Annotated in this window: 18 protein-coding genes; 11 read left to right on the top strand and 7 right to left on the bottom strand. The window is 36.6% G+C overall.

Annotated features, from left to right (window positions below; translation table 11 throughout):
* Window positions 1–58: 58 nt before the first annotated feature.
* The 5 genes from ACFIKH_RS06165 to ACFIKH_RS06145 all read right to left on the bottom strand — a co-directional run bounded on the left by ACFIKH_RS06165 (window position 59) and on the right by ACFIKH_RS06145 (window position 11,017).
* Window positions 59–1,333, bottom strand: coding sequence for a beta-ketoacyl-ACP synthase (locus tag ACFIKH_RS06165; protein WP_375626446.1), 1,275 nt, complete (start codon window positions 1,331–1,333; stop codon window positions 59–61).
* A 14-nt stretch (window positions 1,334–1,347) separates the two neighbouring features.
* Window positions 1,348–2,523, bottom strand: coding sequence for a beta-ketoacyl-ACP synthase (locus ACFIKH_RS06160; RefSeq protein ID WP_375627351.1), 1,176 nt, complete (start codon window positions 2,521–2,523; stop codon window positions 1,348–1,350).
* A gap of 10 nt (window positions 2,524–2,533) precedes the next feature.
* Window positions 2,534–2,818, bottom strand: coding sequence for an acyl carrier protein (locus tag ACFIKH_RS06155; protein WP_005773457.1), 285 nt, complete (start codon window positions 2,816–2,818; stop codon window positions 2,534–2,536).
* 189 nt (window positions 2,819–3,007) lie between these two features.
* Window positions 3,008–5,326: an NADP-dependent malic enzyme gene (locus ACFIKH_RS06150; RefSeq protein WP_375671199.1), complete on the bottom strand. Its 2,319-nt coding sequence runs from the start codon at window positions 5,324–5,326 to the stop codon at window positions 3,008–3,010.
* 1,131 nt (window positions 5,327–6,457) lie between these two features.
* Window positions 6,458–11,017 carry a hypothetical protein gene (locus ACFIKH_RS06145; protein WP_375671197.1) on the bottom strand — a complete coding sequence of 1,520 codons (4,560 nt, stop codon included), beginning with the start codon at window positions 11,015–11,017 and terminating at the stop codon, window positions 6,458–6,460.
* A gap of 656 nt (window positions 11,018–11,673) precedes the next feature.
* On the opposite strand from ACFIKH_RS06145, the gene hfq reads away from it, so the two are divergent.
* The 4 genes from hfq (at window position 11,674) to ACFIKH_RS06125 (ending at window position 16,504) form a co-directional block, all read left to right on the top strand.
* Window positions 11,674–11,913, top strand: a complete 240-nt coding sequence (gene hfq / locus ACFIKH_RS06140) for an RNA chaperone Hfq (RefSeq protein WP_005773461.1) — start codon at window positions 11,674–11,676, stop codon at window positions 11,911–11,913.
* A 54-nt stretch (window positions 11,914–11,967) separates the two neighbouring features.
* Window positions 11,968–13,305, top strand: coding sequence for a GTPase HflX (gene hflX, locus ACFIKH_RS06135; protein WP_375627354.1), 1,338 nt, complete (start codon window positions 11,968–11,970; stop codon window positions 13,303–13,305).
* Between the two features lie 149 nt (window positions 13,306–13,454).
* A complete protein-coding gene (locus tag ACFIKH_RS06130) occupies window positions 13,455–15,281 on the top strand; it encodes a hypothetical protein (RefSeq protein WP_375627355.1) in 1,827 nt (608 codons plus the stop codon).
* A 131-nt stretch (window positions 15,282–15,412) separates the two neighbouring features.
* Window positions 15,413–16,504, top strand: coding sequence for a COX15/CtaA family protein (locus ACFIKH_RS06125; protein WP_375648212.1), 1,092 nt, complete (start codon window positions 15,413–15,415; stop codon window positions 16,502–16,504).
* Between the two features lie 10 nt (window positions 16,505–16,514).
* Here the strand turns inward: ACFIKH_RS06125 and argC are convergent, their stop codons facing one another.
* Complete coding sequence (gene argC, locus ACFIKH_RS06120) at window positions 16,515–17,459, bottom strand: N-acetyl-gamma-glutamyl-phosphate reductase (protein ID WP_375626461.1); 945 nt, start codon at window positions 17,457–17,459, stop codon at window positions 16,515–16,517.
* A 321-nt stretch (window positions 17,460–17,780) separates the two neighbouring features.
* On the opposite strand from argC, the gene glyA reads away from it, so the two are divergent.
* From glyA to nusB, 6 genes are all read left to right on the top strand, one after another.
* Window positions 17,781–19,094: a serine hydroxymethyltransferase gene (glyA, locus tag ACFIKH_RS06115; protein ID WP_375626463.1), complete on the top strand. Its 1,314-nt coding sequence runs from the start codon at window positions 17,781–17,783 to the stop codon at window positions 19,092–19,094.
* 11 nt (window positions 19,095–19,105) lie between these two features.
* Window positions 19,106–19,588: a transcriptional regulator NrdR gene (gene nrdR, locus ACFIKH_RS06110; RefSeq protein WP_015856456.1), complete on the top strand. Its 483-nt coding sequence runs from the start codon at window positions 19,106–19,108 to the stop codon at window positions 19,586–19,588.
* Window positions 19,581–20,708 (top strand): bifunctional diaminohydroxyphosphoribosylaminopyrimidine deaminase/5-amino-6-(5-phosphoribosylamino)uracil reductase RibD, encoded by a 1,128-nt coding sequence (gene ribD, locus ACFIKH_RS06105; RefSeq protein WP_375627358.1) that lies wholly within the window; start codon window positions 19,581–19,583, stop codon window positions 20,706–20,708. The genes nrdR and ribD overlap by 8 nt, the downstream gene beginning before the upstream one ends.
* Window positions 20,690–21,307, top strand: a complete 618-nt coding sequence (locus ACFIKH_RS06100) for a riboflavin synthase (protein ID WP_375671195.1) — start codon at window positions 20,690–20,692, stop codon at window positions 21,305–21,307. Before ribD ends, ACFIKH_RS06100 begins: the two co-directional genes overlap by 19 nt.
* Before the next feature lie 81 nt (window positions 21,308–21,388).
* Window positions 21,389–21,844: a 6,7-dimethyl-8-ribityllumazine synthase gene (locus tag ACFIKH_RS06095; RefSeq protein ID WP_375627359.1), complete on the top strand. Its 456-nt coding sequence runs from the start codon at window positions 21,389–21,391 to the stop codon at window positions 21,842–21,844.
* A 2-nt stretch (window positions 21,845–21,846) separates the two neighbouring features.
* Window positions 21,847–22,317: a transcription antitermination factor NusB gene (nusB, locus tag ACFIKH_RS06090; protein WP_375626471.1), complete on the top strand. Its 471-nt coding sequence runs from the start codon at window positions 21,847–21,849 to the stop codon at window positions 22,315–22,317.
* Window positions 22,318–22,393: 76 nt separating this feature from the next.
* On the opposite strand, the gene ACFIKH_RS06085 is transcribed toward nusB, so the two are convergent.
* On the bottom strand, window positions 22,394–22,873 hold the full coding sequence (locus tag ACFIKH_RS06085; RefSeq protein WP_375626497.1) for an outer membrane protein assembly factor BamE: 480 nt from the start codon (window positions 22,871–22,873) through the stop codon (window positions 22,394–22,396).
* Between the two features lie 221 nt (window positions 22,874–23,094).
* Between ACFIKH_RS06085 and ACFIKH_RS06080 the strand changes: the two genes are divergently transcribed.
* Window positions 23,095–23,652 (top strand): DUF177 domain-containing protein, encoded by a 558-nt coding sequence (locus ACFIKH_RS06080; RefSeq protein ID WP_375671193.1) that lies wholly within the window; start codon window positions 23,095–23,097, stop codon window positions 23,650–23,652.
* The last annotated feature ends 82 nt before the right edge of the window (window positions 23,653–23,734 follow it).

Genomic DNA, 23,734 nt, shown 5'->3' with positions numbered 1-23,734 from the left:
TACCATCCCCTTTAAATATGTTATTAGGTTAGCGTTATAAAATTTTATTATTAAAGGATTATCCTTTATATGCAGTGATGACAAGACTCATATTTTGACCACCAAATCCAAATGAGTTGGACAAAACCGCATTGACACAGGCTTTACGGCTATGATGAGGAACAACATCTAAAGGGATAGCAGGGTCAGGATTATCATAATTTATTGTAGGTGGAAGTATCCCCGATTGAATGGTTAAAAGCGAAAAAACCGCTTCTATTGCACCAGCAGCAGTTAATGTATGCCCAATCATTGATTTATTAGAAGAGACTGGAATATGCTCTAAAAGATCACCGAATACTGTTGATAATGCAAGATATTCCATTTTCTCATTTTCAGGTGTTGAAGTTCCATGTGCATTAATATAATCAATTTCATTGATGGTTATTTTTGCATCGTCTAAAGCTTTGCGAACGGATTCAATTGCTGGTGATGCATCGGGTTTTGAACGTGTACGGTGGAAATCATCGGCTGTTTCTCCACAGCCAGCTAAAATTCCTAAAACTGTAGCATTACGGTTTAATGCGCTTTGAAGAGATTCAAGAACAAAAGCACCTGAGCCTTCTGCCATAACAAATCCATCTCGATCACGGCTAAAGGGTTTTGCTGCTTTTTCAGCAGGATCATTTTGGGTTGAAAGAGCGGATAGTAACGAAAAACGGATGAGAGATTCTGCTGAAACTGATCCATCTGTCGCAATTATGAGAGCTCGATTTGTCTCTCCCCGTCTAATAGACTCAACACCTAATTGAATTGCTGTTGCACCAGATGCACAAGCAGTGGAAAGTGTAACAGGAAGTCCTTTTGTGCCAAATGTTTTTTGAAGTTTTTCTGCAATTGCACCAAATTGTGTGGTTTCAAAAAGCGTTTCATGGAGTTTATCCTTACAGACTTTAAGAAGATGTGCATAAGAAGGTTCATTATTGAATTCTTGCTCTTGATCAAGACTAAAACGTGCGGTCCATTCAAGTTCAACAGGAGGAGCTGCTAGAAAGAGTGGTCCATTAAAATTTTTTATATCAATAGCAGCTTGTTCCAAAGCTTCTTCAGCAGCAAGATGTGCAAGCTTCTCAGAAAGAGCTGAAGCACCAAGTGTACTTTCTTTGAGAAAATCAATTGTTCCAGCAATATATGTATTTAATCCCTCAACGGGAAAACGTGTTATTTTGTGGATACCGCTTATACCGCTTGTTAATTTTTGCCAATTTTCATGTTTCCCTTGTCCCAGTGATGTGACAATGCCTGCCCCAGTTATTGCGACAAGTGGACGCCCAAAATGATCATGATATTTCACGATAGAAATCCCCTTCAAACAGCTGTAAGACGCACAATACCTTCAGCTCTTTTTATGCCAATAGTTGTAACAAATATTTCACGTACTTCTTTAGAAAAAGGTTTTTCATGAGGACTTAACGCTGGAAAACAGTGGTTTTTTTCAATTGAAAGTGCTGCAAGAGCTAGAGCTAGAGGAAATTGTGCTTCCCGCATATAACCAAATAATGTTGTAATGCCACGGTAAGATAGATCAGCATCATCAAGAGCATTTTGTTCTGCTTTTGTTGCTTCGTGAGCTCCTGAGGCTGCTGAAATGGCTAGGGCAGATTTAGCACTCGCAGTTTTTAACATTGTTGCAATTGATTCTCTAAGTGGAATTTTGGTTCTATCTGTTTGGTCTGTAATAATTTGGCTAATTTCAGCATAAGCACGTGCGTTGCGCTTTTCTGCATGTTCTCCACTTTCAAGAACTAGGAAGATACCACCAGAACCGGCTATAATACCGCCGCCGGGGTGGATTTCACGATTCCACACTGGGCTCCATCCATTATGGGTTAAAAGACCACCAAGCTCATGCGCCAACAACATATCATAACTTTGTGCATTATAGGAACCTCCTACAAGAGCATGGGTACTTTGACCTGATTTAATACGAGCTACAGCAATTTGAAGCGCAGAAAGCCCACTACCTTCTTCTCCCATAAATGTACGAGATGATCCAGTGACTTTATGAACAATTGAAATGTTTCCTGCCAAAAGGTTTGAAAGTTGTGCTAAAAATAATGTTGGACGAAGTTCGGTTGAAAGAGCAACATTTAACATAGAAGCATGATCGGCAACTGTGCGCGCTTTAGAAAGAATATGTGTATCAACAGTAATATCACGCTCTCCTCCACTTGCTGCTACGATCATATCCATTGTTGAAGTGAGTTGTTCATTATTTTTCATGCCAGCATCATCAAGAGCAAGACCAGCCGCATAGGTACCAAGACGCTGCCATGTTCCCATTTGCCGTTGATCACTTTTTTTAGGAATTTGTAAACTCCAATCAATTTCGGGCAATTTATGAACCGTGTAGGGTAAAAAAGTTGTATAATCTAGGTTTGGTGTACGGATTGGATCATTTAAGAGATTCCAATGTTGATCAGTTCCTTCCCCCAGAGAGCTTATGATTCCTATGCCAGTGATGAATACAGATTGATCATGCATGGTGAAAAAACTATTCCGCCTGTTTTAAGGCAACGAGATCATCAATTTTTGCACAAAGGTTTTTAAGAACAAAGTATTCTTCTGTTGCAACAGTACCTTCGTTGACTTCTTGTGTCCATTGTTCTAGAGGGACTTTTATTCCGAAAGCTTTATCAATAGCGAAAACAATATCAAGAAAATCAAGACTGTCGATTCCTAGATCGTCAATTGTATGACTTTCAGGTGTAATAGTATTGCGATCAATTTCACTGATTTCTGCAATGATATCAGCAACTTTATCAAACGTGGAAGGCAATGTACGGATTCCTTATTATAGAGTTAGTAAATTCAAAATACATTTAATATTGTTCTTCTAGCCTTTTTTTTATTTTAAAAAAAGACTTAATCCAGAATATAGCTGTCTTTATCTATAGAGATAAGAGGTTTACAGTACATGAAACACTATATCTCAATTTTTAAAAAACTTTGAAATTTTATTGCGCATTTATTTTACGAGACTATTTTTTCTATTGGCCGCAAGGACAGCAAGGGCTGTTATATTAACAACTCCCCGTGAAGTTACTGAAGGCGTTAAGATATGGGCGGGACGTGCTGCCCCGATTAGAATAGGACCAACATGGAGTGCATTTGTGAGGCTTTTAACAGTGTTGAGCGTGATATTGGCTGCATCAAGTGTTGGAAAGACAAGCAAATTAGCTTCACTTTTAAGACGAGAATCAGGAAAAACACGATCACGAAAAACTTTGGAAAGAGCAGTATCACCATGCATTTCACCATCTGCTTCTAATTCAGGGTGTAATTTGGCAAGAATTTCTGTTGCACGTCGCATTTTACGCGCACTTTCTGTGTTTTTAGAACCAAAGTTTGAGTGTGATAATAAGGCTGCTTTTGGTGTTATTCCAAATGCTTCAACTTCTTGAGCTGCCAATACAGTCATTTCAGCGATTTCTTCTGCAGAAGGATTTTCATTGACGTAAGTATCTGTGAGGAAAAGAGTACGTTGTTGAGAGATAAGCAAACTCATAGCAGAAAAACGGTGAACATTAGGATCAAGACCAATAATTTGTTCAATTAATTCAAGTTGACGTTCAAAACGTCCTTCTAAGCCGCAAATCATTGCATCTGCTTCTTCACGCATGACAGCAAGGGCAGCAATAGCCGTTGTTGATGTTCTCACTACTGTTTTTGCCATTTCAGGCGTAACACCACGTCTTCCTGTATAATGAAAAAATAAATTAACATAATCACGAAAACGTGGATCATCTTCAGGGTTTGTTAATTCAAAATCTATACCAGGACGAATTCTTAAACCAAAGCGTTTTAATCTTGCTTCTACGACATGTGGACGGCCGATAAGGAGAGGCGTTGCTGTTTGTTCTTCAATGACAACTTGTGCTGCACGAAGGACGCGTTCATCTTCACCATTCGCATAGATGACGCGTTTACGTTTTGCTGTTTTTGCTGCAGCAAAAACAGGTTTCATTGTTAAACCAGAAAGAAAGACAAATCGATTGAGGATATCATAGTAGGCTTCCATATCTTCAATGGGACGAATGGCGACACCAGTTGCCATTGCTGCTTTAGCAACAGCGGGAGCAATACGCAGTATTAAACGCGGATCAAAAGGAGAGGGGATCAGATAGTCTGGTCCAAAATTGGGTGGTTCTTTTGAGTATGCACGTGCTACAACATCTGAAGTTTCTTCACGTGCAAGGGCAGCAATCGCATGAACAGCGGCCATTTTCATTTCTTCATTAATTGCACTAGCACCTACGTCTAATGCACCACGGAAGATATAGGGAAAACAAAGGACATTATTAACTTGATTGGGATAATCAGAGCGTCCTGTACAGATCATTGCGTCTGGTCGTATAGAGCGTGCTTCTTCAGGCATAATTTCTGGTACTGGATTAGCCAGTGCTAAAATGAGTGGATTTTGAGCCATTCTTTTAAGATATTCAGGCTTTAAAACACCACCCGCAGATAGGCCTAGAAAAATATCTGCATCATCAATAATATCAGATAAAGTTCGTGCGTCTGTTTTTTGTGCGTAATTGATTTTCCAACGATCCATAAGGGTCTTGCGACCTTCATAAACAACTCCCTCTAAGTCACTAAGCCAAATATTTTCAACTTTCGCCCCAAGACGAACCAAAAGATTAAGACAAGCTAGGGCAGCAGCACCTGCACCTGAGGTAACTATTTTTGCATTTTCAATTTTTTTTCCTGAAAGATTTAAGGCATTTAATACAGCTGCAGAAACAATAATGGCAGTTCCATGTTGGTCATCATGAAAAACTGGAATATTCATTTTAGCACGAAGCTTTTCTTCGATGTCAAAACATTCAGGAGCCTTAATGTCTTCAAGATTAATACCACCGAATGTAGGTTCTAAGGTTGATATCGTTTGTACCATTTGTTCTATATCGGATGCATCAATTTCAATATCAAAAACATCAATATTCGCAAATTTTTTAAATAAAACGGCTTTGCCTTCCATAACTGGCTTTGAAGCGAGTGGACCAATGTTTCCTAAACCAAGAACAGCAGTTCCATTGGATATAACAGCGACTAAATTAGCACGGGAGGTATATTGAGCAGCAAGATTGGGATCTTCATGAATCGCAAGACATGGTGCTGCAACGCCTGGAGAATAAGCAAGAGCTAAATCACGTTGATTATCAAGAGGTTTTGTTGCTTGTATTTCCAATTTTCCAGGTTTTGGGTGTTGGTGATAAAAAAGTGCGGCACTGTCAAGTTCAGCTTTTGGTGAACTGAAATCACTATTTCGTTCTCTAGACATTTTTATGATATCCAAGTTAGCGTATGTGTATATGAGATGTTCCATCTACGATAAGGTTTTGTCCACTAATAGATCCTCATTTCTCTGAATATCAAAATGCATGAGTATGAGCAAATTCCTCTGGATCGTAAAACCAGTTTGATGATTCTTTTTGTTTGTGTGCATGAATAATTTCATTGATAGCAGCACATTTGTTTTTCTTTCCTTAATAAAACTCGTAAAAGTTGATTATTTTACAAAAAAATAAAATATTTTCTAACGATTACATTATCAAGCTATTATTTTTTTGCAATGTTTACAAAATAAGGAAAGAACAGAAGAACGGTTCCTATCAATTTCATCCATTTTTTATAAAATATATATTTTATTTAAAGTTTTATACGGAGGTAGAAGAAATTTTAAATAACAATTTGTAATTTATAAATTGTTTATTCCGCTATTTTAAAGGAAACTGGAAAGTTAAGAATGGAAGTTATGTTGTTCATTGTTCAATTGGATTCTTAATAGTGAAAGCTGTATCTTTTATATACTGACAATTATATGTTTTAATAAACAAAGATGTGGCTGAAATGGCTGGAATTGCGGATTTTATACATGAAAATCATATATTTAGCATAACGCTTTTCTTTATAATTTATAATGCATCATTTCGTGTGTTGAATGAGAAATTTGAATACAATAAGATTCTTTTATTTAAAATTCACCTAATATAATAAAAAATATTCAATTACATAATTCAAACGAGAGTAATGTGTGGATAAAAAACGTTTGAAAAATAAATAGAAATGTTTCTATGAGCTATTTTAATATAAAAGCATGGAATTTTTTCACAATTAGCAAAAATAATTATTACCTATTTTGTACCTTTATGAAACTATGAAAAATAAAGGAGTTAAAAAAGATAAGGAAATAGAAAACATGCTTATCATTCTTAAGGTGATATGTTGTTTAATAAGTCATTACGCTTCTTTAGGGTTATTGCTTAGGATATCAAAGAAAACTGCATGCCAATTATTTCAGCCTTTGAAGTAGAAAGCTGTAGTTGAAAGCAAAGTACTCTACGATGAGCCATTAAAACAACTGGAGAGGAAAAAAGTGGAAAAAATATCTTTTTCCACTTTTTTTATTTTTTTATTGAATTCGACCACTTGCATGAGCAAGCATAGTATAAACTTTTCCGGTATCTGATATCAGGTATTTGCGAACTGAGCTGGAAGAACCAGAACTGCGCGATATATCACGTAAGAGCTTTTCGAAATCTGTAACATATTGATTCACTGAACGTTTAAACTCAAAATCGCTCATATATTTTCTCTTAATCATTTCAAATATTTTTTGTCCATTTAAGGTATAAAGGCGTTCTGTTACGATGTTTTTTTGTCCACGTTGATAATGATCCCATAGCTCAACAATGGCATTGTGATTGATAGCTTGCACTATACCAGAAGCTAATGAATTAAGAGAGCTGTTTGCAGGAGATGGTTTTGTTTGCACTGATGTTAAAACATTATCACTAGGGGGAGCATCATAAAACGTTTCTTCACGTGAAGCTCTTTCTAAGAGATTTGACACCCATTTATTTGGTCTTTTTTTGCTTTGATCTTGTTGCAAAATAGGCTTAGGTGGTACGATCTTTTTAACGGACTCAGTGGAATTGTCACTTCTTTGATTAAACATTGATGATGCAGGAAATTCTGATATCAGCTGTTTTTTTGCGCTCTTTTGATCATTTTGTATAACACTGACTAGATCTTGTAACGCTGTAATCTGTTCATTCAAAGCTGTGCGAATTGTTTGCGTTGTTTCTTTTGTCTTTTCTGGAAGTTTTTTAACATTTTCATTGATATCATTATTAATCTTTGAAAGCTCTAAACGAACTTCATCAGCGGAGCGACGTATGTCCTCTGCTGCTTCTGAAAAACGCGCCGATGCTTCACTAACAAGCCTATTAAGTGATTGTTGGAATGAATTTGTGGAGTTACGTGCATTCTTATCAGAGCGTTCAAGTGCTGAGTTGAAGATTTTTTCATAATGCCCAATCATTTGATTAATTTCATGAGACTTTGAAACAAGAGCATCGCTTAATACAGAAAGCGTATTATGTTTTTCTTCAAGTGTTGCACTCAGTGAATTTTCAGACTGTTCAAGAACATGAATAGTTTGGGAAAGTGTTTTTGCATGTTCACCAAAACTGCTCGTTATATGATTAATTTGTTCAAAGGTATTCTTTGAAAGTCCTTGCAGAATTTCAACATTATTATTGAGCACTTGATTTGAGGCTGACAGACGCTCTGCTACTTGGTCCGTGTTGCGGAAAAAATTACTCGCACTCTCATTAAACTGACCATCAATATTTTGAACAGCTGATAATAAAACATTACTATTTTCGTGAAAATTGTAAATTGATTGATTCAACTGTGTTAAGACGGATGAGACATTATTAACAAGTTCTTCCTTCATAACCGTTATTGTTTGAAGTGTTTCAGAGTTAGCTTTTGTTAAGCTATTCACTAAAAATTCATTGTGTGCATAAATTCTTTGTTCAGCTTCTTGTGTGGAGAGAGAGAGTTGTTCACCGATATGCTGTGTTAAAGAATCAATTGATTCTGTCGTATTTTGCGCTGCTTGATTTAAGTGATTTGTCAGCTCTGTTATTTTTCCAACATGTTTTGAAATTTGTGTTGCTGTTTGATTTTCTGCAACTTCCAGACGGCTCGTTACATCAGAAAGTTGATAACCTAAATTATTTTTAAAATTTTGCATAGAGTGATGAAGAACATCACAGCGTTCATTAAGAACTTGCTCTATTGCTGTTGTTGATGTGTGAATGGTTTCGTTCAATAATGCTTGTGCATTATGACTGGCTGTTGCGAAAGCTTCGACAGTATGCGCTGTTTGTTCAGACAGAACGGACAGAACTTTTTCACTGGTATCATAAACAGTTTTTTTGACATTTGATACAATGCGATTGCCTGATTCTGAGAGAATATTTTCTGCTTGTGCAGTAACATTTGTAACAGATGAAAGAATTTGTTCACTCGTAGAAGAAAGAATATCAGAAGCTTTTATAATCTTATTATGCAGGTTATCTGTAACTATATTAACAGAGTCTTCTAAGGTTACACGCATATTGTCAACACTGCTTTCCAGTGCTTGTTGAATTATCTGACTTTGCTCATTATTAAGCATGAGAGACGTTTTTAACGTGTCAGAACGTTCCTCAATAACAGATGTTTGCATATCAATGGCTTCACAGATTTGGCTAAATTTTTCAGATAAGGTTTCCTCTAGCGTTGTTGTTCGTTCAAAAATTTTGTGTGCACGATCTTCTAGATCTGTATCGAATGATTCCATACGTGTTTCAAGGGTTTCAAAGAAAACACCACTCGATTGAGAGAGAGTGTTCTTTAAAATTTCGGCATGGTTTTCAAGGTTTTTGATATGATCTTGAACCGTTTCAGTAATGTTCTTATTATTGGCGACAATTGCACTTTCAACTAAATCTATTTGTTGTTTCAATGCAACATCGACACGTATATCACTTTTTGCAATGAGATTATGGATTGTTTCCATGCGTTGCTCAAGTGTGCGTGCTTGATCGGCAAGAACTTCATTGAGAGAAAAACTATTAATCGCTAAAGAGTCACGCAGAGCATCGGCACGGATATCAATGTTTCTCGCTTGTGCTTCTAAAGCATCTTGGGTTGTATTGCAGCTTTGTACAATGACATCTTGTAGTTTTTCAGTGCATTGAATGATGTTTGTAATATGATTTTCAGCTTGTTTATCAACGACTTGAATATTGTCAGCCAAAACTTTTTCAATATGAGAAGTGTTTTGGGACAAGACATCAATTTGATTTCTTAATGTATCCGCAATTTTATTCTTCTCGTTATCGAGCATGTCTGCCATAAGAGCTCGTTGATCAGAAAGTTGTACTTTAAAATCTTGTGAACGTTCTTGGATGATATCAACAATGGCATTGTCGACATACTGAATTTCTTCTCTCAGGCTTTCTTTACTTTTATCAATTGCAGAAAGAATAGCTTCACGTCCATTTGTAAATGCATGGGTAATGTCTGCTGTTTTTTCTTGGAGGTTTTCATTTATTTTCAAGACATGAGATTCCAAGAAGTTACCAAGTTTTTCAGCATTATCCTCTAAAGCCTGACTGCGTTCTATAAAGGAATCAATGATGGAATCACTATGTTCTTTAAGAGAAAGATCAACAGTGGCTAAACGTTGTTCAAAGGCTCCAATTGCTTGCGAGGTTACGTTATCAAATTTAGAAGAGAGTTTATGTGCTTGGTCGTCGAGCTTTAAGATCTTCTCATCAAAATTCTGTAGAGATTGATTATTACGATCAATAAGAGCTTGATCCAAGGCTTTAAACTTTTCATCGACAGCGTGCAAAGTTTGATCTGTTACTGCTTGTATATGTGTGGCAATTTTAGCAACATGTACTTCCGCTTTTTCAGCTGTTTCATTAAAGGTTTTTTCTATTTGCTTTTCATTATGATCAAATCGTTTTGAAAAACCATCGAAGTTTTTTCCTAATTCATGAAAAAATTCTGTGTTTTTCTGCTGAATTTGTGTTGTTGTTTCGTTAAATTTTTCAACAAGCTGATTTGTTACGCCATCACCGGCATAGGAAAGTTTTTCAACAAGGTCTTCACCTTGTTTTTGTAAAGTTTGAGAGAGAGTTTGTGCAAGCTTTTCAACATTGGTTACAATTTTAGAGGTAACTAAACCAAATTCATCACTCAGTTGTTCTTGGGTTCCTTTAATTGTTGATTGTACGCGATCTGCGTGATTCAAAATGGCGATGCGTTCATTGCTCAATTCTTTGATTAATGTGTGAATACGTGATTCATTCTCAGCATAGGCTTGTTCTAGGTTGTGAACTTCACCTTGTATGATTGCTTCAAGTTCAACAGCACGTCCGAGGGTACGTTCAATACCTTCGTTCATTGCCGCTACTTCTTCACGAATGGTTTGCCCTATAGCAATAGCTTGTTTTTCAGATAAATGTTGTGGTTCACTAAGGCGCTGCGCAGCATTTGTCATAAGAAGAGCAATATTATGCAAGTCGTTTGAACGTTTTGTTAATTGAGCAACGCCCCAAGATATAAGGATAGGAATTGCTGTTCCGGCTGCTACAGCGAGTCCTGTTGGGGATGTAACAAAAGTGCTGATATTGGATAAGGAGCTGAGTCCGGTAGGTGCGAGCTTATGCGCAATAAAAGCTCCTCCCGTTGCCCATAAAGCACTAAGCGCTGTTGTATACCAGTAGACTCGAGAGGAAGAACGCTGCTTTAATAGTCCAAAATTTACAGGGGTTGTTATATCATCATTTGCAGGAAGAAGTTTTGTAGATAACAATGTATTATGAACAGTCCCACCTGAAATATCAGGTGAAGGTTTTGGAGCAAAAAGCTGTTCAACAACGGATTTATCAACAACAGCTTCATCATGAATATTAGAAACAAAAGTTGACGTACCGTTTTCAGCAAAGAATTCTTCTTCTGCCATTGCAATTTTTTGAATCAGATCATCGACATTAACAATATTTTCAGAATTATTTGATGATATTGTTTCAAATTCTGTGTCATTGAAATCAAAGTTCATAGCTTTTGTGAGGGCTTCTTCAACTTCAACTTCAAATGTTTGCAATTTGGTTCTGCGTGCCATACTCGCCTCGTACTCTTACAGACGGAAAAGGGATACGTCCTCTTCCACATAATCTCTACATACTAGCTGTTAATTATTTAGAAAGGAATATGCTTAGGGAAAAATTTTAAAAACTTATCAAGATAAAGTTAACGCGGTTTCTTATACCCTGTTTAAAAATGTTATAAAATATAGTAAAAACAATTTATTATTTGAATCTAACAAAAACAAAAATACTGTTTACAACTTGTGTTTATAAAAAACTTTATAAGCCGCTAGTCTTTGAAACAAGGATAATTTAATAGCCGTTATATACACAGTTAAGGTGCGAACACCTCTCTATTAATACCGATGATCGTTAATAAATATTGTTGTCCGTTTACTTTTATTGATTCTAAACGAAGCAGATTCATCATCACATATAGTCTGTAATAGCTTAGGATATATAAAAGTATGCCTTTGGACTGTAAGATTATAAAAGAATAAACGTGGAAAAATTTTTAATTTAATATAGCTTTTTGTAAGTTGCGCTTTATTATTGCCTTAAAGAGCCGTTTTTTCTCTAATTTCAGTTGTTTGTTGCTAAATTTTGAAGCTTCTACGTTGACAATTAGATATTTTTCAGTCGATATGCATGCACGAATATTTTATGCAATCGAGATGAAGGTGTAAGAATAATGGCAGAGCGATCACAACACCTGCAAGATGTGTTTTTAAATACGGTGCGTAAGCAAAAAATTTCCCTTACAATTTTTCTTGTCAATGGCGTTAAACTCACGGGTATTGTAACTTCATTTGATAATTTTTGTGTTCTTTTGCGCCGAGATGGACATGCGCAATTGGTTTATAAGCATGCTATTTCTACGATTATGCCTGGACAGCCTGTGCAGATGTTTGAGGGTGAAAGTCCTGAGTAAACATATCATTTTAAGATAAACCTCTTATCCCATTTTAAAAGTACTTAGATTGCTATGATAAATAAAAATGAGAGATTAGGAGGGGTGTTTTCGCAGAATACAGGGCAGGTGCGCGCACTTGTTTTGATACCGATTTTTCAAGAAAATAGAAGTGAAAGCTCTTTGAGAGAGTGTTCTATATCTTCTCGTGTTAAAGAGTCATTAGGCTTAGCGCGTGCTATAAGGTTAGAAGTTGTTAATTATGAAACGGTTAATATTGCAACGCCTCGCTCTGCGACTCTCTTTGGAAAAGGTAAAGTAGATGCGTTAACCTGTTATATAGATGAATATTCTATTGAGCTTACGATTGTAGATCACTTTTTAACGCCAGTACAGCAGCGTAATTTAGAAAAATTATGGAATTGCAAAGTTATCGATAGAACGGCTTTGATTCTTGAAATTTTTGGGGATCGTGCACGAACAAAAGAAGGAGTTTTGCAAGTAGAGTTAGCGCATTTGTCTTATCAAAAAGGGCGACTTGTGCGTAGTTGGACGCACTTGGAAAGGCAACGGGGGGGACGTGGCTTTCTAGGTGGACCTGGTGAAACGCAAATTGAAGCAGACAGGCGTCTTTTACAAGAGAAAATTATTCGTATTCGACGCGAATTGGAAACGGTTATTAAAACACGTGCACTACATAGAGCAAAAAGGAAAAAAACATCTTATCCTGTTGTGGCACTGGTAGGATATACGAATACAGGAAAATCAACTCTCTTTAACCGTTTAAGTGGTGCAGATGTATTAGCAAAGAATATGTTATTTGCAACGCTTGATCCGACTTTGCGCAAAGTTGTTCTTCCCCATGGAAAAACTATTCTTTTGTCTGATACTGTAGGGTTTATTTCTAACTTGCCAACAAATTTGATTGCAGCTTTTAGAGCAACCCTTGAAGAAGTGGTTGAAGCGGATCTCATTCTTCATGTAAGAGATATGTCAGATCTTGATCATCGTGCACATGCTCAAGATGTTTTAGAAGTGCTTTCAAGTCTTGATATCGATATTGATGATATGGAGCATATCATAGAGGTTTGGAATAAGATTGATATGTTGGATGAGCAGGCATTGAATGTTTTACAAACAAGCGCAAAAACACGATTAAATCCTGCTCTCATGGTATCAGCGCTTAAGGGGGATGGACTCGATCAATTATTAAGAGCCATTGAAAAGCGAATTTTTGGAGAGGTGCAAAGCATTGAATATCTTTTAAAACCTCATGAAATGTCGCTTATCGATTGGTTTTATGAAAACTCTTCGGAAATAATGCAAGAAGGACATGATGATGGGTCTGTTACCATTAGAGCCGTTATTACTTCTGAAGCAAAAAAACAATTAGAGAACATCAAAAAAATATGAATTAAGTTCTTTAAAGCTATTGCTGAACATTTGTGCTTAAATTTTATGTTTTTATTATCTGAAAATAATATGACAGCAAGTTAAGAGGATAGTTACTACTTTCTCTTAATAAAACAATATGAAGAAGTATTTTGCTGGTTAAAATAAAGATGAGTCTTAAGTGTAATAAAAGACTATTCCTACGTACTGTATGGCGAAGCATTTTGATTGTTTTGCTATTACAAATGCTATGTATATCTTTGATTTGGTTGTATTATTTTTTTCAGCCCCGTGGTTACCAAGCAACTTTAATATTTTCATTATCTGATTCTGTAGGAAAACCGTTACCAATCAAAAAGCAAGACAATGTTATCGCTTTTTTGTTTTCACAGCCTATGTTCTTCAATGATTCGCAATTTTCTTTAAGTGCTTTTAATAAGAAAAAAAATCATGAAAATATCCGTTTATCGCGTCGTGGTGATTTTATCGATTTGACTTTTGAAGCTGAGACACTTGAAGCAGCTCAACGTGGGTTGGAAACTTGGTTTTCCGCATTTTCACAAGCAATCATAAAACAGAAACAATTCTTGTTAAATGATAAATTAGAAGACAAACAATATGATAATACTGCAATCGTTAATATCATGCAGGGATTTCGTACATCTGTTGAGTCTTTTATTCAGCAGGGTGTAAAACAAACAGAGCTTCATGATCTTTCTATGCAATTAACGGAAGCAACTTTAAAGCGTATTCATTTAACAAGTTTGAACTCAACGATTAACGCGATGCGTGAAAAGGGACAGTCTTTATTGTCTTTATCGTTTATTGCAGGTAATTCAGCAATTGTTGCTCTGGAATCTAAACGTGATCTTTTGGAAACGCAAAGAGCACATATGGCGGTGCAATTGGGGTGGACACATCCTCAAATTAAAGCAATGACTGCGGAATTAGAAACAGTTTCTCATCAATTAAAAAATAAAATTTTACAAATCGTTTATCAAGTTCATTCAGATGAGGTTATTGCAACGGAATTAGAAAAACAGCTCAAAAAAAGAATGAACTTTTTTGTAAAAGATCAATCCCAATCTTTGAATGAAATATTTAACGAGTTTGAAAATAAAATAAAAGCAGCAGTCGATGCACAAAATAAAGCGATGAGTAAGTCTGCTCAACGAAGAGAAAAAATTATTGGTTCATATCGGAGATTGAGTGATAATCCTCTTCTTTTACAAAACACAAATATCCACGTGGTTATGCCAACAACGTTAGCACCAATTTCTTTTATGGCTCTTTATGGAAAAAATATTTTTGTGAGTGCATTGGCTAGCTTCCTTACTCTTTTACTAGGAATATTGTTATTTTATCCGTGCTTTAAAAGCAAAAAAGATCAACCTTCAGAAGAGGATTTGAGATCAAAAGAAAATGCTCTTAAGAAGAACGAGAGTATTTTAGTCTCTCAAGAAATGAAAAATCTTGAAGCTTTTATTACGATAGAGGGATTATCTGATGTTTTGAAATGGCGTGCTTCAACCATTATTTCAATCATTGGACCAGAGGCTGCACGGACAGCGGCAAAGCTTTCACTTCATCTCACAAAAGAGAACAAAACAATTCTGTTGGTCGATATTTCTGGTCAACAAATAGAGAAGGTCATTGGTCCACATCGCGGACTGAGTGATATTTTAACGGGCAATGCCCAGCTGCATGATGTTATTTACCGTGATTATGATACGGGGGTTGATATTCTTCCTCAGGGGTTAACAAGTGCTATTTCTGCACAAGATTTTTCAAATGACATTTCTCATATATTACAAGAATTTAAAAAAGAATATGATTTTATCATTCTAGAGATGGCAAGCGAACCAAAATATGGATTTGAGCAATTTGCAGAGCTAACAGACTATTATATTTGTAAGACTGTTCTTAATGAACAAGAATGGATGATGCGGATGGTAAGCAGCTTTCCAAAGGCTGTTTATCGCGTTGTTGCATCATAAACTTTATAAAAAAGAAATATGTATCGCATGTTATAGTGGTACGCTTGTTTTTTGCTAAAGTTATAGTACATACTAGAATACACAATGATTTGATGTTTAAATTTTAAAATGCATTGTAGTTGGAGAGAAGCGTGGGGCAATCAGAGATGGCAGTAAAGAGATTAAACAATAGCATTTTAACGCCCGTGCAAAAGAAAAATAGAAAACAAATACAGGTGTGGCTTTACTCTATTTTATTGCTTTGTTTAGCAATTGTCTTAGTAGGTGGCGCTACTCGTTTGACGGGATCAGGATTATCTATAACGGAATGGAAGCCAATACACGGCGTTATTCCACCGATTGGTGTGGATCAATGGCAAGAGGAATTTTTAAAATATCAACAGATAGCACAATATAAGCTGCTTAATCCTGATATGACCTTAAGTGCTTTTAAGGTCATATTTTGGTGGGAATGGGCGCATCGTGTTCTTGGGCGTCTTGTTGGTCTTGTCGCTTTATTGGGGCTCATTTGGTTTTGGGCGACTAAGCGTGTTGAAAAAAATATCTTACTCCCGCTTATTGTCGTGCCTATTCTTATCGCCTTTCAAGGCTTTATTGGTTGGTGGATGGTTGCTTCAGGGATTGGGCAAAGTAATTTAACAAGTGTGAGCCAATATCGTTTGGCATTTCATCTTATAACAGCATGTTTTGTTATTGTTTTTGTTACTTATTTATCTCGAGGACTTGCAGAATATTCAGAAAAGCCAGCAAATAAAAAGGTGCAATATTTTGCGGCTTGGCTTGTTGTTCTCGTTTTGATAGAGATTTATTTCGGAGCTTTGGTTGCAGGGCTTCATGCTGGAAAAGTCTATAATACATGGCCTCTTATGGATGGGCAGATTATTCCTGATGGTTTGTTGCAGCTTCGTCCTGTTTGGCTCAATTTATTCGAAAATTCATTAATGGTTCAATTTATTCATCGATTTTTTGCTTATTTTGTATTTATTGTTTCAGTTGTTCATGCTTTCTATGTACAAAAAAACATTCCACATTCAACCCATTCTCGTCGTGCATTTCTTATCTGTGTTATGATTATTATCCAAGCACTCTTGGGTATCTTAACACTGTTACATGAGGTTCCGATAAGTTTAGGGCTCATTCACCAAAGTATGGCACTAGCAGTGTTATGTTTTGCGGTTGCGCACTGGCGAGCAACGAAAGGGGCATATCGCGTTGTTGAATAAAAGTTTGTATTTATAGGGAGTTTAAGTTGCTTGAAAGCATTAAATCGAGGTTCTGGATAGCCGCAGCTGATGCGCCTTTTCCTAAATTATCGAATATGGCGCTGAGATTAAAAATACCTTCACGATCATTTCCAAATACGAACAGTTTCATATTATCTTTATTGGCTAAACACTCTGGATTAAGTCTTTGAAGTGAAGCAGTTTCTTCTTGTGATGCAACTAAAATGGTATTTTGTCCATCGTAATGGTTTGCGAGAATTTCGCGCAAATCAGAACAGTTTGCTGATTTTGTGAATAAATGGCGATGCAGAGGAAGATTCACAATCATTCCTTGGGGAAAACGACCAACACTTGGTATGAAAATTGGGGTTTGGTTGATTTGTCCATAGATTTTAATTTCTGGCACATGTTTGTGTTCAAGATTAAGACCATAGATAAAATAATTGTTCTGAATATTTTGTTGAGATTGATTTTCCATTTCTAAAATCAACTGTTTTCCACCACCAGTATAGCCGGAGATTGCATTAATCGAGATGGGATAATAGGCGTCTAGCAGTCCTGCTTCACGGAGTGGGCGAATCAAACTAATGGCACCGGTAGGATAGCACCCGGGATTGGTTACATAATGTGCTGCTTGGATGCGCTTTCTTTGTCCTGTTGTCATTTCAGGAAAACCGTAAACCCAGTCTGGTGCAACACGGTGGGCTGTCGAGCTATCAATAATCCTAATGTTTTTATTTTTTTTAAGCCAATGAACTGTTTCGCGTGCAGCATCATCTGGAAGACACAAAATAGCAATATCGGCTTGATTAAGATAGTCTTGTCGCAGATGGACATTATGGCGATCTTTATGAGCAAGAGAGAGTAGTTTTAAATCTGTACGCCCCTCTAAGCGTTTTTGTATTTGTAGTCCGGTTGTGCCATGTTCACCATCAATAAAAACTTTAGTTAGCATTCTTATTTGCCTTGTATTAACTTTGCCTATTATATTCAGTTTTTCACATTATAAATTATTTTTAATCATTAAATTATTGAATTTCTTTAGATTATAGATACCTTTTGTAAAAGGTGTAAACAAATAAGAGTGTAAAAAAAGAAATGTAATCTCATTTTTTACCATTCTTGAGAGGGAAGTTTTTTGTTTTTTTTATAACAAAGAATAAGATAAATATTTGCGTCATTATTTTTGAGTGTAAGCGGTTTAAAATGTTTGGTTTGCATGGTTTGCTGTGTTATCGTTCAGTGATTTTATTTTTTTATGTTAGGAACGTGTTTTATGACTCAGCAAGAAAATGACGCACAAAAGCGCTTTTTTAATGATAATTTACAAACTGTTGATGGTGCAATCTTTGATGCAATTAGAGGGGAGTTTGAGCGTCAACAACATGAAATTGAGCTGATTGCTTCAGAGAATATTGTTTCAAGAGCGGTTCTTGAAGCGCAGGGGTCTGTTTTAACTAATAAGTATGCAGAAGGTTATCCAAGAAAGCGCTACTATGGCGGGTGTCAATTTGTTGATGTCGTTGAAGATTTAGCCATTGAAAGGGCAAAACAGCTTTTTGGTGCTGCTTTTGCGAATGTACAGCCTAATTCTGGTAGCCAAATGAATCAAGCTGTCTTTTTAGCTTTACTTCAGCCTGGTGACACATTTATGGGATTAGACTTAAATGCTGGTGGTCACCTTACGCATGGTTCATCTGTTAATATGTCAGGAAAATGGTTTGATGTTGTTTCCTATGGTGTGCGTCAAGAAGATCAGATTATTGATATGGATGAGGTTGAGCAACTTGCAAAAGAACGTAAGCCCAAACTTATTATAGCGGGTGGCTCATCTTATCCGCGGCTATGGGATTGGAAACGATTCCGTGAAATTGCAGATAAGATTGGTGCTCATCTACTCGTTGATATGTCTCATATTGCCGGTCTTGTTGCTGGTGGCGTGCATCCTTCACCCGTTCCACATGCGCATATTGTAACAACAACAACACATAAGTCGCTTCGAGGTCCTCGTGGTGGTTTAATATTGACAAATGATGAGTCTTTATCCAGGAAAATTAATTCTGCAATTTTTCCTGGTCTTCAAGGTGGTCCTTTAATGCATGTAATTGCTGCAAAGGCTGTTGCATTTGAGGAGGCTTTGCGTCCCTCTTTTAAGAGTTACAGTGCCAATGTGGTCGCTAATGCGAAAACTTTAGCAAAAATATTACAGAGTAATGGTTTTAATATTGTTTCTGGTGGTACAGATAATCATTTATTGTTGGTTGATCTACGTTCCAAAAATCTAACAGGTAAACGTGCTGAATTAGCTTTGGGGCGCGCTCATATTACCTGCAATAAAAATGGTATTCCTTTTGATCCTGAAACACCATCTATAACATCGGGAATTCGCTTGGGATCACCTGCTGCCACAACACGTGGTTTTTCAGAAAAAGAGTTTATTCAAGTTGGTCATCTGGTTTCAGAAGTTCTTGATGGTCTTCGGAGCGCAAAAAGTGATGAAGATAATTATGCCGTTGAAATGGCTGTTGAGAAAAAGGTAAAAGATATAACGAGTCAATTTCCTCTTTACTCTTATCTTAGTAATCGTTAAGGACACAAAAGATGCGCTGTCCTTACTGCCAATATGAGGATACACAGGTTAAAGATTCACGTCCAGCAGAAGAGGGGGCAGTGATTCGCCGCCGCCGTGTGTGTTCCGTTTGTGGTGGTCGTTTTACAACTTTTGAACGTGTTCAGTTGCGTGAGCTATTGGTTGCTAAAAAAAGTGGACGATGTGAACCATTCGATCGTGATAAGTTAATGCGATCAGTTGATGTGGCTGTACGTAAGCGCAATATTGATCCTGATCATATTGAACGAGCAATTTCTGGCATTGTGCGCCAGCTTGAAAGTTTGGGAGAACCGGAGATTGCTTCAGAAAAAATTGGACATCTTGTTATGGAAGCATTGAAAAGAATTGATGATATTGCTTATATTCGTTTTGCTTCTGTGTATCGAGATTTTCGTAATGCAAGCGATTTTCACGATGTTATAGATGAATTGTCAAAGGGTATTGCGGATACAGAATCTCGTTTTGATGAATAAAAAATTGCAAGATGAACGGTTTATGGCTGCAGCTATTCGTCTAGCAGAGCGTCATGTCGGTCTTACAGGTGAGAATCCTTCCGTTGGTACGTTAATTGTGCGAAACGATAATAGTGCGGGGGCATTTATTGTTGGCTATGGCATAACAGCTATTCATGGGAGTCCTCACGCGGAAGTGCAAGCTTTACATATGGCTGGTTCTTTGGCTCAAGGAGCGACTGCTTATGTTACTTTAGAACCTTGTGCGCATTATGGAAAAACTTCGCCATGTGTGAATGCACTCATTGATTCAGGTATTTCTCGAGTTGTTGTTGCGTTGACTGATTGTGACAAGCGTGTTGATGGTCATGGTATTGCTCTTTTGCGAGCGGCGGGTATTGAAGTGGTTGAGGGCATTTTAGCTGAAGAGGCTTTTGAATCTTTATGGACGCATTGGTGTATAAGGAAGATACAACGCTGTGCGGTCACTTTTAAAATGGCAATTTCTGCTGATAATGGTGTTGGGAAAAGAGAAAAGGGCAGCGTAAAAATTAGTGGAACACTTTCTCATGCCCATACGCATATTTTACGCGCTCAAAATAATGCTATCCTCGTTGGTATTGGTACTATATTAGCAGATGATCCACAACTTAATTGCCGCTTGCCAGGGATGGAGATGCGCTCACCAATTCGTATTATTTTGGATGCAGATTTATCTATCCCCCTTGATGCAAAAGTTGTCCAAACAGCTATGAAAATTCCTACATGGGTTATTTGTGATGTGGATCTTTCAAAGAAAAGCAAAAAAAATGCATTGGAGCAATATGGTGTGTCTGTTTATTCGGTAGAGATGAACAATGGTTGTGTGGAACCCTTTGCTCTTTTACAGATGCTTTATAAACATGGGATTAATAGTGTTTTATTGGAAGGGGGCGTAAAGACAGGGGAAAAGTTTTTGAATGCTGGTTGTGTTGATCATTTGATATGTTTTCATACCCCCATGGTTTTAGGAAAAAATCGTATTGAAGCCCCTCATTTTGGAAATTATCTCTCGCAGTTTTATGAGATTGAGACAAGAATGTTTGGAAATGACCGTTTTTATAAATGGAGACGTAAGACATTATGTTCACAGGAATTATAACGGATATTGGTTGTATTGAAGATGTTCAACCTTTAAAGCAGGGGATGCGTTTAAAGATTTCTACACGCTATGCTATAGAAAGCTTAGCAATTGGCGCATCAATTGCTTGTTCAGGAATTTGTCTGACAATTGTAGAGCGAGGATTAAAACAAGAAGATTCTAATTGGTTTGTTGTCGAAGCGTGGGAAGAAACATTACGTTTAACGAATCTTACACAATGGACAAAAGGAACTTTTGTTAATTTGGAACGTTCGCTTCGATTAGGTGATGAAATGGGAGGACATTTGGTTTCTGGTCATATTGATGGTTTGGTTGAAATCATTGATCAAAAAAATGAAGGGGATGCAATTCGTTTTTATTTAAAAGTTGCAAGACAATTTATACCTTTCATTGTCAATAAGGGATCTATTGCACTTAATGGGACATCTTTGACTGTTAATGGTGTTGAGGATTGTGTTTTTGATGTTCTTATTATTCGCCATACACTCGAAATGACAACGTGGGGACAGGCTAGAATTGGAGATCGGGTCAATTTGGAAATTGATCAACTTGCTCGTTATGCTGCGAAACTTTTTGCTTTAAAAAGAGAAGATGAATAAACCAAAACTCTATTGATCGTTTTCAGAATTTTATGCTTTATAACCTTGATTTTTTTGATTCGTTTTTTGTGGAATTCCATTATGATGAAAGAGATACGTAAAAAGCCTCACGTATTGATTGTTGAAGCACGTTTTTATGAGGGGATTTCTGATGCGCTTTTGAGAGGTGCAGTGAATACTTTGCAAAAAGCTGAAGCAAGTTATGATGTTGTAACGGTTCCTGGAGCATTAGAAATACCAAGTGCAATAGCTTTTGCTGAACAAAATAAGATATCTTATGATGGTTATGTTGCTCTTGGTTGTGTTATTCGGGGCGAAACATATCACTTTGAAATTGTTGCTAATGATTCTTGTCGTGCATTGATGGATTTAACTATTCATCAGCACTTGGCTATTGGAAATGGTATTTTGACTGTTGAAAATGAAGAACAAGCATGGGTGCGTGCGAATCTAGATGACAAAAATAAAGGTGGTTTTGCGGCTGAAGCTGCTTTATGTATGATCGCTCTAAAAAAGAGATTTGGAGATAATCGTTAAATATGGCTGATATAAAAAGCAGACATTTTCCGCGTTCAGCCAATAAACGTGGAGCAGCAAGACTCGCTGCAGTTCAAGCCCTCTATCAAATGGATATCGTGGGTTCGGGGGTGATGGAAATAGCAGCTGAGTATGAAGCTTATCGTTTGGGAAAAGATATCGATGGAGACCAGTATCTTGAAGCTGATTTTCAATGGTTTTTGGCTATTATAACGGGTGTTGTAAAAGATCAAAAGCAGCTTGATCCTCTGCTTCATCAACAGCTTTCTGCAGAGTGGTCTCTTTCACGTCTTGATTCTATATTGCGAGCAATTTTACGAGCAGGTTTATGGGAGTTGATCAACCGTAAAGATGTTCCTGTTGCGGTTGTCATGAATGAATATGTTGACATAGCTAAGGCGTTTTTTGAAGGTGATGAGCCAAAACTTGTTAATGCAGTTCTCGACAGTATGGCAAAAAAAGTCCGCCCATAAGAGCTAGAAATCCCCCATTATTAGGTCAGATATTATCAGACCTAATAATATTGAGACGGTATGTAGACTATATGATTTAGTTATGGGGTGGCAAATTCGCAGGGCCTTTTATAATTTGAATTAAAAAAGGATGTTCTTTTGTTACAGTTGGTGTTGTTTGTGCAATAAAATCAAACACTTGACCGTCTTGTAATCCGTAATTAGCAACTTTTGCAACCTGATTATTTTTATTGAAGTAAATGGCTAAAACTTTGCGATCAATAATCTTTGTTTTCATAAACTGCATCCCACGATAGCGTGTCTGTGAGATGTAATAAAAAACTTCATTATCATATTTTGTTTTTAATGAAGGGGTCCCTAAAGTTAAAAGAACTTGCTCTTGACTTGAGCCAACAGAAATAGAACTTAGAGCATTTCTATCAAGAACATAGCCCTCTCTATAAATTTGGCTCGAACCTGAAGAATCGAGAAGACCACATCCAGCAAGCATTCCTATGCTTGTTATTGATAGACCAATCAATAATTTACGTTTGATTAAGGCTATTATGTGAGGCATTTGAAACAATGATATCTCCTTTTTATACTGAGATGTAGGACAAGAAGGCAACCTCAAGTTTTTTCTAATTTTAGCTTAATCTACCGTAGCTTACACTGAGCTTCCCTGTTATAAAGTGAATTATGCCATATAGAATTTCTTTAGAAAAGAAAAAAATGCATGAATACTTGATATAAATAAAAACACAGTGCTTTATGCGTTTTTATCTTTGGGAGTTGTCAATGAATGTTAAAAATATTCCTCAAATGACATTTGCTTTGGCTTATCCAATATCCGTACGTTCTCTACCTGCTAAAGGTATAAGGGTTCATCTTTGTGCAAACAAAAAAGAATGTATACATTTAGCTCAGAACCATGATTTAATTGAAGTAAAATCTTGTGAGGGAAATTTCCATATTTTCCCGTGGAAAAAACGCGGAGTGCGTGTAAAAGGTCTGTTGCAAGCGCGTATACTACAGTTATGTGTTGTTACATTAGAACCATTAGAAAATATCCTTTGTGAAAATATTGAGGTTGTTTTTGTTCCTGAAGATTCAAATTTGATGAAGCCCAAAATATCAGAGGATACAGGAGAATTGTTTTTAGATGTGGAGGGGCTTGATACTCCTGAAGTGTTTTATGATGATAAAATTGATATTGGTGCAATCATGGAAGAGTTTTTTGAGTTGTCTATTAATCATTATCCACGTAAAGAGAGAATAAAGATGGATATGGTTGAAAATTTAGAAGAAGCAGAGCAAAAATTCTCGCCATTTTCTGTTTTGAAAAATTGGAAGTGATTGTAAAAACATAAAATATCTATTGTATGCTAAACGGTATTTTCTGCGGAGCGATTTTTGCAAGATTTGCTTTGTGAGTGTT

Source organism: Bartonella sp. SD1336NMGDW, assembly GCF_042193565.1.
In the GTDB taxonomy this organism is placed as follows: Bacteria; Pseudomonadota; Alphaproteobacteria; order Rhizobiales; family Rhizobiaceae; genus Bartonella; species Bartonella grahamii.
The sequence above is the reverse complement of the archived record's forward strand: the minus strand, read 5'-3'. Positions and strand labels throughout refer to the sequence as shown.